This window comes from Pseudomonas syringae group sp. J254-4, assembly GCF_032586855.1.
Classification (GTDB): Bacteria; Pseudomonadota; Gammaproteobacteria; order Pseudomonadales; family Pseudomonadaceae; genus Aquipseudomonas; species Aquipseudomonas amygdali.
Genome location: NZ_JAWHOO010000018.1, coordinates 16741 through 28873, shown reverse-complemented (window position 1 = coordinate 28873; position 12133 = coordinate 16741). Strand labels below are relative to the sequence as shown.

Genomic DNA, 12133 nt, shown 5'->3' with positions numbered 1-12133 from the left:
TGGAACATGTCTGACGAATGGAAGGCACCCGTCTCGCAAAGTGCGGACGAGGGCGTCAATGGCAAGGAAGAAGCAAAAAGCTGGAAACTTCTTGAAAAGACGCTGCTGGCCAGCGTTCAGGAGCAGCGTCGTGCGCGTCGCTGGGGGATCTTCTTCAAGCTGCTGACGTTCGCGTTTCTGTTCGTTGCAGTGGTTGTTCCGATGCTGGATTTCGAAGGTGGTACATCGCGCCGCTCCAGCCACACTGCGCTGATTGATGTGCAGGGGGTGATTGCCGACAAGGAGTCGGCCAGTGCCGAGAATATCGTCACGGCGCTGCAGAAGGCGTTCGAGGATGAGAAAACCAAGGGCGTGATTCTGCGTATCAACAGCCCGGGCGGCAGTCCTGTGCAGTCGGGCTATGTCTATGACGAAATCCGTCGTCTGCGTGCTGCAAAGCCGGACATCAAGGTTTATGCGGTCATTACCGACCTGGGTGCTTCGGGTGCTTATTACATCGCCAGCGCTGCCGACCAGATCTACGCCGACAAGGCCAGTCTGGTGGGTTCGATCGGTGTGACGGCGGCCGGGTTCGGGTTTGTCGGTGCCATGGACAAGCTCGGCGTTGATCGTCGTACCTACACGTCGGGCGAGCACAAGGCATTTCTTGACCCGTTCCAGCCGCAGAAGGCCGATGAGACGCAGTTCTGGCAAGGTGTGCTGGACACAACGCATCGTCAGTTCATTGCCAGCGTCAAGCAGGGTCGTGGCGATCGTCTGAAGGACAAGGATCATCCCGAGCTGTTTTCGGGGCTGATCTGGACCGGTGAGCAGGCCGTTGCGCTCGGTCTGGTGGACGGTCTGGGCAGCGCTAGTTATGTCGCGCGGGATGTGATCAAGGAAAAGGATATCGTTGAATACACCGTCGAAGAGTCGCCTTTTGATCGCTTTTCGAAAAAGCTGGGCACCAGTATCGCTGAGCGCATTGCCATGCTGGTCGGCTTCAACGGTCCAAGCCTGCGCTGACGGCTTGATGTAGAAACAAAGAACCCGGCCAATGGCCGGGTTCTTTGTCTGAGCGTCAGGGTACGCTGATCCCTTCCTTTATTAGCATGTCCACAAGGCGTATCAGTGGCAGGCCGATCAGGCTGGTCGCGTCGCTGCCTTCGGTGCTGCGAAACAGGCTGACCCCCAACCCTTCAGCCTTGAAGCTGCCGGCGCAGTCATAAGGTTGCTCTGCATGCAGATAGCGTTCGATGCTGGCTTGATCGAGTTCGCGCATGTGCACGGTAAAGGGTACGCAATCGACCTGGTACTTGCCTGTCGAGCTATTAAGCAGGGCCAGTCCGGTCAGAAAGGTCACGCTGGTGCCACTGGCAGCCGTCAGTTGCTCAAGTGCACGCTCGAAGGTGTGGGGCTTGCCGAGTATCTGTCCGTTCAGGACGGCGACCTGGTCGGAGCCAATGATCAGGTGGGCCGGATATTCGCCCGCCAGCGCCTCGGCTTTCTCTAAGGCAAGGCGCCGAACGAGGTCGTGTGCGGTCTCGTCCGGTCGGTGACTTTCATCAATGTCCGGGGACTTGCAGGTGAATGGCAGGCGCAGACGAGTGAGCAGTTCGCGCCGGTATGAAGAGCTGGAGGCAAGGAGCAGGGATGGCATGCGGATCTCCGTAGGCTGAGCGTCGATTCTAAAGAGTGGCCGGAGTGACGAACAGGCCTGAATTTCCTTTGACATGCCAAGGGGGCATCCCTAGAATGCTGCGCCTATGTTGAATGACCCGATTCCATCTCACGTTGACCCGCGCAAATTGTCTGATCGCGGCACTACCCTTCAGGGTGAAGTGCTGCTGGGCGATTTGAAGAGACTCTGCGACCCGCTTGCCGATACTGTCGGTACGGTGCAGGCGAAATTCGTTTTTGAGCGTGACGAACGCCGTTCTGTGGTTATACACAGTTCGATAGACGTCCCGGTCAAGATGGTTTGCCAGCGTTGTCTTGAGCTGGTGACCCTGCCGATCCACAGCGAATGCAGTTACGCCGTGGTGAAGGAGGGTGCGAATACCCAGTCGTTACCGAAAGGTTATGACGTGCTGGAACTGGGCGAAGATCCTTTGGATCTGCTGGCATTGATCGAGGAGGAGCTATTGCTCGCCTTGCCCATTGTGCCTGCTCATCATCCTGAAGAATGCCAGCAACCGGCGGGTCTCGATGAGCCCGAACCGAGCGTGGACGAGGTAACGCGGTCCAACCCGTTCAGTGTATTGGCGCAGTTAAAGCGTGACCCAAACGTTTAGGAGTTAATCAATTATGGCTGTTCAGCAGAACAAAAAATCCCGCTCTGCCCGTGACATGCGTCGTTCGCACGACGCTCTTGAGGCAAGCACTCTGTCGGTAGAAAAGACCACTGGTGAAATTCACCTGCGTCACCACGTATCGCCAGAAGGCGTATACCGTGGTCGTAAAGTGATCGACAAGGGCGCTGACGAGTAATTTCTTGTCCGCTCCGATCATCGCGATCGACGCAATGGGCGGGGACTTCGGTCCCCGCAACATTGTTCAGGCAAGCCTCGCGTGCCTGACAGCTACGCCCTCGCTTCATCTGGTCCTCGTCGGCCAAGCCTCCCTGATTGAAGAACTCATTGCCCGTCATGGTGCTGTGGATCGCTCGCGCCTGCGTGTCGTAAACGCCAATGAAGCCATTGCAATGGACGAGCGCCCGTCCCAGGCCCTGCGTGGCAAGCCTGACTCGTCCATGCGCGTTGCGCTTGAGCTTGTTGCGAGCGGGCAGGCCCAGGCATGTGTCAGCGCTGGTAATACCGGTGCGTTGATGGCGCTTTCGCGGTTTGTGCTCAAGACCTTGCCCGGTATCGACCGTCCCGCGATGATCGCAGCCATTCCCACCCGGTCTGGCCATTGCCAGTTGCTCGACCTGGGTGCGAACGTCGATTGCAGCGCCGAGGCGCTTTATCAGTTTGCGGTAATGGGCTCTGTTCTTGCCGAGACCCTGGGCGTCACAAAACCCAGGGTTGCCTTGCTTAACGTGGGCACGGAAGACATCAAGGGCAATCAGCAGGTCAAGCTTGCCGCCGGTCTTTTGCAGGCAGCTCAGGGGCTCAACTACATTGGCTACATCGAAGGCGATGGCTTGTACCGGGGTGAGGCTGACGTCGTGGTGTGTGATGGCTTTGTCGGCAATGTATTGCTCAAGTCGAGCGAGGGGCTGGCGACCATGATTGCCGCCAGAATCGATACGCTGTTCAACCGCAACCTGCTGAGCAGGGCGGTCGGAGCGCTGGCGTTGCCGTTGCTCAGGCGACTGCAGACTGATCTGGCACCTGCCCGTCATAATGGCGCGAGCCTGCTCGGGTTGCAGGGGGTTGTGGTTAAAAGCCACGGTTCGGCCAGTGTTTCAGGGTTCCAGAGTGCGATTCAGCGAGCGATCGTTGAATCCCGTGAAAACCTGCCGCAGCGCCTGAAGGGGCGGCTTGAATTGCTGCTTGAGAACGGCCGAGCCTGAAAATGTGACGCATCAGACTGGTCAGTCATCCAACCGATCAGTCATGTAAATTTGAATACCCGCGTTCGGCCTGTCCGGACGCCCATTTTGGCGACAACAATTCAGAGGCTTGTCAAATGTCTGCATCCCTCGCATTCGTCTTTCCGGGTCAAGGATCGCAATCTCTCGGCATGCTCGCCGAGCAAGGCGCGCAACATCCGTTGATTCTCGACACTTTCGAGCAGGCTTCCGAAGCCCTTGGCTATGACCTGTGGGCGTTGACCCAGAACGGTCCTGCCGAGCTGCTCAATCAGACCGACAAGACCCAGCCTGCCATTCTGACCGCTTCCGTAGCCTTGTGGCATGTGTGGCTGGCCGAGGGCGGCGCCGTTCCCGCGTTCGTCGCAGGTCACAGTCTGGGTGAATACAGTGCGCTGGTAGCTGCGCAAAGCCTGAGTCTGGCTGATGCGGTGAAGCTCGTTGAGCGTCGCGGTCAGTTGATGCAGGAAGCGGTGCCGGCCGGTCAAGGCGGCATGGCCGCCATTCTGGGTCTTGATGATGCCGACGTTATCGCTGCCTGTGCCGAAGCAGCACAGGGCGAAGTTGTCAGTGCGGTTAATTTCAACTCGCCGGGCCAGGTGGTGATCGCCGGTTCCGCCGAGGCCGTCAAGCGCGCCATGGAGCTGTGCAAGGCGCGGGGTGCCAAGCGCGCATTGCCGTTGCCGGTCAGCGTGCCGTCGCACTGCGAACTGATGCGTCCGGCCGCCGAGCGTTTCGCCGAGGCTGTTGAAGCCATTGAATGGCAGGCGCCTGAAATCGCATTGGTACAGAACGTCAGTGCCAGCGCAGTCAGTGACCTGGTGACGCTCAAGCGTGACTTGCTGGAACAGCTGTACAAGCCGGTTCGCTGGGTTGAATCCATTCAATGCCTGGCGAGCCGTGGTGCGACCCAGCTTGTGGAGTGTGGGCCGGGTAAAGTCCTGGCCGGTCTGAACAAGCGTTGCGCCGAAGGCGTGATTACTTACAACCTTGATACCCCGGACGCCTTTGCCGCCGCGCGCGCGGCACTGGCCTGATTAGGAGAAGCCTGTATGAGCCTTCAAGGTAAAGTTGCACTGGTAACCGGTGCGAGTCGCGGTATTGGTCAAGCCATCGCCCTGGAATTGGGTCGCAATGGTGCTGTCGTTGTGGGCACCGCGACCTCTGAGTCCGGCGCCGAGCGCATCAGTGCGACGTTCAAGGAAAACGGCATCGAAGGCTTTGGCCTGATGCTCGATGTCTGCGATGCCGAGTCTGTGAATTCGGTCCTGTCGACCATTCAGGAGCGCGTCGGTGCACCGTTGATTCTGGTCAATAATGCCGGCATCACCCGTGATAATCTGATGATGCGCATGAAAGATGACGAATGGTATGACGTCGTCAACACCAATCTGAATAGCCTTTTCCGCCTTTCCAAGGGTGTTTTGCGCGGCATGACCAAAGCGCGTTGGGGCCGTATTATCAGCATTGGTTCGGTTGTGGGTGCCATGGGCAACGCCGGTCAAGTAAACTATGCTTCCGCGAAGGCCGGGCTGGAAGGTTTCAGCAGGGCTCTGGCCCGTGAAGTGGGCTCGCGGGCAGTAACCGTGAACTCGGTTGCGCCTGGTTTCATCGACACCGATATGACGCGTGAGCTGCCTGAGGCTCAGCGTGAGTCACTGATTACCCAGATACCCCTGGGCCGCCTGGGGCAGGCCGAAGAGATTGCGCATGTAGTCGCTTTTCTTGCCTCCGAAGGCGCAGGGTACGTTACCGGGGCCACAATCCCTGTTAACGGCGGCATGTACATGAGCTAATGTGACCACCTGTTTCAAAAAAATGTCATACGAGCTGTCTAAAATCCGTTATAAAGCTGCAATCTATGCGTGGGCAAAGGTACGGTTGGGCATAAGGGGAGAGCGTTAAGCTTGAAATTCGCAAAACCTCTTCTATACACTTACCCACTGGCCAGATGCCTGAACATTTCCACTAGGAGTTAAAACTAGGTATGAGCACCATCGAAGAGCGCGTCAAGAAAATCGTTGCAGAGCAACTTGGCGTCAAATCAGAAGAGGTTGTCAACACTGCTTCTTTCGTTGAAGACCTGGGCGCTGACTCCCTGGACACTGTCGAGCTGGTAATGGCTCTGGAAGAGGAATTCGAGACCGAAATCCCTGACGAAGAAGCGGAAAAGATCACTACCGTTCAAGCAGCAATCGACTACGTCACTAGCCACCAGGCTTAAGATTTGTAATCGCTGACTGCTGTCACGGGAAAACCGCACTGCTTTAACCGGCGTGCGGTTTTTTCTTTAGAAAACGCTGTGATTGTTCGTAAATGATTGTTCCGTAAACAAGAGAGAAGGAGAGTCCTGTGTCGCGTAGACGCGTCGTGGTCACCGGGATGGGCATGCTTTCGCCACTGGGCAATGACGTGCCCAGCAGTTGGCAGGGCATTCTGGCGGGCCGCAGTGGCATTGGCCTTATCGAGCACACGGACTTGTCAGCCTTCACCACCCGTTTCGGCGGTTCGGTCAAGGGTTTCAACGTCGAAGAATACCTCGCGCCCAAAGAAGCGCGCCGGCTCGATCTCTTCATTCAGTATGGCCTCGCGGCCAGCTTTCAGGCGGTGCGTAATGCAGGCCTCGAAGTCACTGATGCAAACCGTGAGCGCATCGGCGTCGCTATGGGTTCGGGTATCGGTGGTCTGACCAACATCGAAAACAGCAGTCGTCTGCTGCACGAGCAAGGCCCAGGACGGATTTCACCGTTTTTCGTGCCGGGCTCGATCATCAACATGATTTCCGGTTTCCTGTCTATCCATCTGGGTGCACAGGGGCCTAACTATTCCATTGCGACGGCTTGCACCACGGCAACCCACTGCATCGGCATGGCGGCGCGTAACATCGCCTATGACGAAGCGGACGTGATGATTGCCGGTGGTGCTGAAATGGCTGCCTGTGGCCTGGGGCTGGGTGGTTTCGGTGCCGCACGTGCGCTGTCGACTCGCAACGACGACCCGACGCGTGCCAGCCGTCCCTGGGACAAAGGCCGTGATGGTTTCGTCCTGTCTGACGGTGCCGGTGCGATGGTGCTTGAAGAGCTTGAACACGCCAAAGCACGCGGCGCGACCATCTACGCTGAACTGGTCGGGTTTGGCATGAGCGGCGATGCTTATCACATGACCTCGCCACCTGATGACGGTGCCGGTGCTGCACGCTGCATCGTCAATGCGTTGCGTGATGCGAAGGTCAATGCCGATCAGGTGCAGTACATCAACGCACACGGTACGTCGACGCCTGCGGGCGATCTGGCCGAGGCCTCTGCGATCAAGTCGGTGTTTGGTGATCACGCCTACAAGCTGGCTGTCAGTTCGACCAAGTCGATGACCGGCCACCTGCTGGGCGCCGCCGGTGCTGTCGAGGCGATCTTCAGCGTGCTGGCAATGGTTGATCAGGTGGCTCCGCCGACCATCAACCTGGATGAGCCAAGCGAAGGCTGCGATCTGGACTTCGTGCCTCACGAAGCGCGCCGCATGCCGATCGATGTTGTTCTGTCGAACTCCTTCGGTTTCGGTGGCACCAATGGCTCGCTGGTATTCCGTCGGTTCGCCGAGTAATGCCAAGCTGGGTCGATGGCTGCCCCGCAGACGCCTTGCCCCTCAAGGATCGCGGGCTGGCCTACGGCGATGGGTTGTTTGAAACCATCGCGGTGAGGGCCGGGCAGCCATTGCTACTGGAGCGCCACCTGCAGCGTGTTGAAAGCGGGTGTCAGCGCCTGTCGATTGCAGTCGATCATGCACTGGTTCGCGCAGAAATGACCCGCTTCGCCGCTGAGCTCGGCGACGGGGTCATGAAGCTGATACTCACCCGTGGCGATAGCCAGCGCGGCTATGCGCCGGCCCCCGATACCCAACCTCGCCGAATCCTGCAAGGCAGTCCTGCACCGGCCTACCCCGGTGCACATGCCGAGCAGGGCGTGCGCCTGTTTGCCTGCCAGACGCGTCTGGCGGAACAGCCGCTTCTGGCTGGACTCAAGCACCTCAATCGTCTGGAGCAGGTACTGGCTCGCTCGGAATGGAGCGATAGCGAGCATGCCGAAGGCTTGATGCGCGATACCTCTGGGCGATTGATCGAGGGTGTTTACAGCAATCTGTTTCTGGTCAGTCAGGGACGCCTGCTGACTGCCGATCTGAGCCGCTGCGGGGTTGCTGGAGTGATGCGTGCCGAGTTGCTGGATCAGGCACGAAACCTGGGTCTGGTTGTCGATATCCGTGATTTGCACCTGTCCGACCTTGAATCGGCGGACGAAGTGTTTCTATGCAATAGCGTCTACGGCGTCTGGCCGGTTCGCGGCTTTACTGTCTTGAGCTGGCCGGTCGGGCCGCTCACCCGTAAACTGCAAGGTATTGCTCGCACCCTTCTGGATATCTGATTTGTGATCCGAAAAATATTGGTGTTGCTGGAAACAGCTGTCGTTCTGGCAGGCCTTCTGCTCGGCTTTGCGTTCTGGCAGCAATATCAGGCGCTGAACCAGCCGCTCGAAGTGGCTCAGGAGCAACTGCTGGATGTTCCGGCCGGTTCAACGCCGACTGGCGTACTTAATCGACTGCAGGCCGATGGCGTGATCAAGGACGCTTTCTGGTTGCGCCTTTACTGGCGTTTCAATCTCTCCGGACAGGCTCTGCACAGCGGCGAATACCGCATGGTGCCGGGCATGAACGTCAAGGGGCTGTTCGACGTCTGGAAGCGCAAGGAGGTCGTGCAATACAGCCTGACCCTGGTCGAGGGCTGGAATTTCCGTCAGGTGCGGGCTGCGCTGGCCAAACAGGCCAAGCTCGATCAGACGCTGGCTGGCTTGTCCGACGGCGAGCTGATGGCAAAAATCGGCCATCCCGATGTATTCCCTGAAGGGCGTTTCTTTCCTGACACCTATCGCTATGTGCGCGGCATGACCGATGCTGAATTGCTCAGGCAGGCTTACAGTCGTCTGGAAGAAGTGCTGGATGAAGAATGGAACGCCAGGTCGTCTGAGGCTCCGTATTCCAATCCTTATCAGGCCCTGATCATGGCGTCGCTGGTCGAGAAGGAAACCGGCGTACCTCAGGAGCGCGGCCAGATTGCGGGTGTGTTCGTGCGTCGCTTGAAGCTGGGCATGCAGTTGCAGACTGATCCGACCGTGATCTATGGCATGGGCGAGCGCTACAACGGCAAGTTGACCCGGGCCAATCTCAAGGAGCCCACGCCTTACAATACCTACGTGATAGCCGGTATGCCGCCGACACCGATTTCGCTGGTGGGGCGCGAGGCGATTCATGCCGCGCTCAATCCGGTAGCGGGCAGCAGCCTGTATTTCGTAGCCAAGGGGGACGGCAGCCATGTGTTCTCGGACGATCTGGATGCCCATAACGCAGCGGTGCGTGACTATCAGCTCAAGCGCCGCGCAGATTATCGCTCTAGCCCGGCACCTGCTGCACCGGCACCATCAACTGATTCTCCCTCTTCAGAGCCCGAGCCCGCGACTGCACCGGATGCCCCGCAGCCCGAGCTGAATGCGCAATGATGGAAACAATTAAGGATTACCTGTGACTGGCTTGTTTATCACCCTTGAAGGCCCGGAAGGTGCTGGCAAAAGTACCAATCGCGAATACCTGGCGGCGCAGCTTCGCGCGCAGGGCGTTCAGGTATTGCTGACCCGCGAGCCGGGCGGCACTCCGCTGGCCGAGCGCATTCGCGAGCTGCTGCTGGCGCCCAGCGACGAGGCCATGAGCGCCGACACCGAACTGCTGCTGGTGTTTGCTGCGCGTGCACAGCATTTGGCCGAGGTCATTCGCCCGGCTCTGGCGCGTGGCGAGGTGGTGCTCTGTGATCGCTTTACCGACGCAACCTACGCGTATCAAGGTGGGGGCCGCGGCCTGTCTCAGCAGCGTATTGCCGTGCTGGAAGAATTTGTTCAAGGCGATCTGCGGCCTGATCTGACGCTGGTGTTTGACCTGCCGGTGGAAATCGGTCTGTCACGCGCCGCAGCACGTGGCCGACTGGATCGCTTCGAGCAGGAAGGTCGGGCTTTCTTCGACGCGGTGCGCTCGACTTATCTGCAGCGGGCGAAGGCTGATCCTGCTCGGTATCTTCTGGTGGACGCGGCCCAGCCGCTGGCTGACGTTCAGGCTTCCCTTGATGCATTGCTGCCCCAGTTGCTGGAGCTGCGACGTGGCTGAAGCCTACCCCTGGCAGGCATCACTCTGGCAGCAGATGGCCGGTCGTGCTCAGCACGCTCATGCCTATCTGCTGCACGGTCCGGCCGGTATCGGCAAGCGGGCACTGGCCGAGCGCCTGATGGCCAGCCTGCTGTGCAAGGCTCCCGAAGCGCTTGAGGCCTGCGGGCATTGCAAATCCTGCCTGCTGCTGGCGGCAGGCAGTCATCCGGACAACTATGTGCTGGAGCCGGAAGAAGCAGATAAGCCGATCAAGGTTGATCAGGTCCGTGACCTGGTGAGCTTTGTGGTGCAGACCGCCCAGATGGGCGGTCGCAAGGTGGTGCTCGTCGAGCCGGTGGAAGCGATGAACATCAACGCTGCCAATGCCTTGTTGAAGAGTCTTGAGGAGCCGTCGGGCAATACCGTTCTATTGCTGGTCAGCCATCAGCCGAGCCGCTTGCTGCCAACGGTCAAAAGTCGCTGTGTGCAGCAGGCCTGCCCATTGCCCAGTGAACAGATGAGTCTGGATTGGCTGGGCAATGCCCTGCCTGATTGCACGCAGGAAGAACGGTTCGAATTACTGACGCTGGCAGCGGGTTCGCCGCTGGCTGCCGTGGCACTTTACACGCAAGGCGTTCGCGAACAACGCGCGCTGGTGGTGGATGGCGTCAAGAAGCTGCTCAAGCAACAGCAATCGGCTACCCAACTGGCCGAAGGCTGGAAGGACATCCCGTTGTTATTGTTGTTCGACTGGTTCTGTGACTGGTCGCACCTGATCCTGCGCTATCAGATGACGCAGGACGAGGAAGGCCTTGGTCTGAGCGACATGCGCAAGGTCGTTCAATACCTGGCGCAGAAGTCTTCTCGCGCAAAAGTGCTGGAGATTCAGGACTGGATTCTGGCACAGAGGCAAAAAGTCATGTCCAAGGCCAATCTAAACCGGGTCTTGCTGCTTGAAGCATTACTGGTGCAGTGGGCAGGCCTGCCAGGACAGGCGTAGACTCTGCGTTATCCGGAACCGTTGAGGTATTGTCATGAGTCTGCCGCTGAACACAGGTCCACGTAATGGCATTCTGTCCTTGACCATCAAGGACAAATCCGTGCTTTACGCTGCCTACATGCCATTCATCAGAAACGGCGGGCTGTTCATCCCCACCAGCAAAAGCTACAAGCTGGGTGATGAAGTGTTCATGCTGCTCAATCTGATGGACGAACCGGAGAAGGTTCCGGTGGCTGGCCGCGTCGCCTGGATCACGCCAAAAGGTGCGCAGGGCAACCGGACTGCCGGTGTCGGCGTGCAATTCAATGATGGCGACAATACTGCGCGCAATCTGATCGAAACTCATCTGGTCGGTGCTCTGAAATCCGATCGTCCAACCCATACGATGTAGTTGTGTTTTAACCCATGCTTGTAGATTCCCATTGTCACCTCGATCGCCTTGACCTTGCCCAGCACGACGGCTCGCTGGATGTAGCCCTTGAAGCCGCCCGGGGCAGGGGAGTCGGGCATTTTCTCTGCATCGGTGTCAGCGCCGACAACGCGGGCGCGGTCAAGGCGCTCGCCGAGCGCTACGCCGATGTCGACTGCTCGGTAGGCATTCATCCGCTGGACGTGAAGCCCGGTGAGATGCCGCCTCTGGACTGGTTGCTCAAGGAGCTGGATCACCCGCGAGTGGTGGCGATAGGTGAAACCGGTCTGGACTATCACTACGAACCCGAAGCTGCCGAGCTGCAGCAGGCTTCTTTTCGGTTGCACCTGGAGGCAGCCAGTGTCACTGGCAAGCCGGTGGTCATCCATACCCGTGGCGCGCGCGCCGATACATTGAGCCTTCTGCGTGATGCGGCACTGCCTCAGGCGGGCGTTCTGCATTGCTTCACCGAAGACTGGGAGATGGCCAGGGCGGCGCTGGATATGGGTTACTACATCTCGCTGTCCGGCATCGTGACCTTTCGCAACGCCGACGCCCTGCGGGATGTCGCAAGGCAAGTCCCCGCTGACCGGCTGCTGGTCGAGACCGATTCCCCGTACCTTGCGCCTATCCCTTATCGGGGCAAACCGAATCTGCCGCAGTACGTACGTGAAGTTGCCGAGTTTCTGGCAATGCTGCGGGGCGAGTCCTACGAGCATTTCGCCGAGCAGACCACCGCTAACTTCGCTCGCCTGTTCCCGCTGGCGCATGTTCAACGCTGAGTGGCGTGCACGTCGACCGGCGGCAAATCGCGGGCAAAAAAAACCCGGATTCTGGGGGGGTGAAGCCGGGTTAAGACCATTAGGAGTAAAACAAAGGCACGCTAGTCCTTAGGCACCTTTACTGGCGAGTCATTTGGGGAATGATGACCCGTCAGCGGCTTAAGTATTGCCCAGCATGGCGTACCGTCCAGTGCCTTTTGATCGTTTTTTAAACAGTTTTGGAATACTAAAGCGATTCTTGAGTCCTTGATGAG

At 58.6% G+C, this 12133-nt stretch carries 15 protein-coding genes; 14 read left to right on the top strand and 1 reads right to left on the bottom strand.

The features are described 5' to 3' along the window. Positions 1 to 6 precede the first annotated feature (6 nt). Positions 7 to 1005, top strand: a complete 999-nt coding sequence (gene sppA, locus RYB09_RS19740; protein WP_002552685.1) for a signal peptide peptidase SppA — start codon at positions 7 to 9, stop codon at positions 1003 to 1005. Positions 1006 to 1060: 55 nt separating this feature from the next. On the opposite strand, the gene RYB09_RS19735 is transcribed toward sppA, so the two are convergent. Beyond that, the gene (locus tag RYB09_RS19735; protein ID WP_058401676.1) at positions 1061 to 1639 is read right to left on the bottom strand and encodes a Maf family protein; all 579 of its coding nucleotides are present in this window, start codon (positions 1637 to 1639) and stop codon (positions 1061 to 1063) included. A gap of 106 nt (positions 1640 to 1745) precedes the next feature. Here RYB09_RS19735 and RYB09_RS19730 point away from each other — a divergent pair, with 106 nt between their 5' ends. The 13 genes from RYB09_RS19730 (at position 1746) to RYB09_RS19670 (ending at position 11879) form a co-directional block, all read left to right on the top strand. Next, the gene (locus tag RYB09_RS19730; protein ID WP_002552687.1) at positions 1746 to 2273 is read left to right on the top strand and encodes a YceD family protein; all 528 of its coding nucleotides are present in this window, start codon (positions 1746 to 1748) and stop codon (positions 2271 to 2273) included. 13 nt (positions 2274 to 2286) lie between these two features. Continuing rightward, complete coding sequence (gene rpmF, locus RYB09_RS19725; protein WP_002552688.1) at positions 2287 to 2469, top strand: 50S ribosomal protein L32; 183 nt, start codon at positions 2287 to 2289, stop codon at positions 2467 to 2469. A 4-nt stretch (positions 2470 to 2473) separates the two neighbouring features. Further along, a complete protein-coding gene (gene plsX / locus RYB09_RS19720) occupies positions 2474 to 3496 on the top strand; it encodes a phosphate acyltransferase PlsX (protein WP_058408936.1) in 1023 nt (340 codons plus the stop codon). 116 nt (positions 3497 to 3612) lie between these two features. After that, positions 3613 to 4551, top strand: a complete 939-nt coding sequence (fabD, locus tag RYB09_RS19715; RefSeq protein ID WP_058401678.1) for an ACP S-malonyltransferase — start codon at positions 3613 to 3615, stop codon at positions 4549 to 4551. Between the two features lie 15 nt (positions 4552 to 4566). Continuing rightward, positions 4567 to 5310, top strand: coding sequence for a 3-oxoacyl-ACP reductase FabG (fabG, locus tag RYB09_RS19710; RefSeq protein ID WP_003318510.1), 744 nt, complete (start codon positions 4567 to 4569; stop codon positions 5308 to 5310). A 191-nt stretch (positions 5311 to 5501) separates the two neighbouring features. Beyond that, positions 5502 to 5738, top strand: coding sequence for an acyl carrier protein (gene acpP / locus RYB09_RS19705; RefSeq protein WP_002552692.1), 237 nt, complete (start codon positions 5502 to 5504; stop codon positions 5736 to 5738). A gap of 128 nt (positions 5739 to 5866) precedes the next feature. Continuing rightward, positions 5867 to 7111, top strand: a complete 1245-nt coding sequence (gene fabF, locus RYB09_RS19700; RefSeq protein ID WP_002552693.1) for a beta-ketoacyl-ACP synthase II — start codon at positions 5867 to 5869, stop codon at positions 7109 to 7111. After that, positions 7111 to 7926, top strand: a complete 816-nt coding sequence (gene pabC, locus RYB09_RS19695) for an aminodeoxychorismate lyase (RefSeq protein ID WP_058401679.1) — start codon at positions 7111 to 7113, stop codon at positions 7924 to 7926. Before fabF ends, pabC begins: the two co-directional genes overlap by 1 nt. Before the next feature lie 3 nt (positions 7927 to 7929). Beyond that, entirely contained in the window at positions 7930 to 9054 is a 1125-nt protein-coding gene (gene mltG / locus RYB09_RS19690; RefSeq protein WP_058401680.1) for an endolytic transglycosylase MltG, read from the top strand. A 22-nt stretch (positions 9055 to 9076) separates the two neighbouring features. Next, on the top strand, positions 9077 to 9709 hold the full coding sequence (gene tmk, locus RYB09_RS19685; protein ID WP_058408935.1) for a dTMP kinase: 633 nt from the start codon (positions 9077 to 9079) through the stop codon (positions 9707 to 9709). Next, the gene (locus tag RYB09_RS19680) at positions 9702 to 10688 is read left to right on the top strand and encodes a DNA polymerase III subunit delta' (RefSeq protein ID WP_117140493.1); all 987 of its coding nucleotides are present in this window, start codon (positions 9702 to 9704) and stop codon (positions 10686 to 10688) included. The genes tmk and RYB09_RS19680 overlap by 8 nt, the downstream gene beginning before the upstream one ends. A 34-nt stretch (positions 10689 to 10722) precedes the next feature. Beyond that, positions 10723 to 11079: a PilZ domain-containing protein gene (locus tag RYB09_RS19675; protein WP_002552698.1), complete on the top strand. Its 357-nt coding sequence runs from the start codon at positions 10723 to 10725 to the stop codon at positions 11077 to 11079. Positions 11080 to 11093: 14 nt separating this feature from the next. Next, a complete protein-coding gene (locus RYB09_RS19670; RefSeq protein ID WP_316889867.1) occupies positions 11094 to 11879 on the top strand; it encodes a TatD family hydrolase in 786 nt (261 codons plus the stop codon). Positions 11880 to 12133 lie beyond the last annotated feature (254 nt).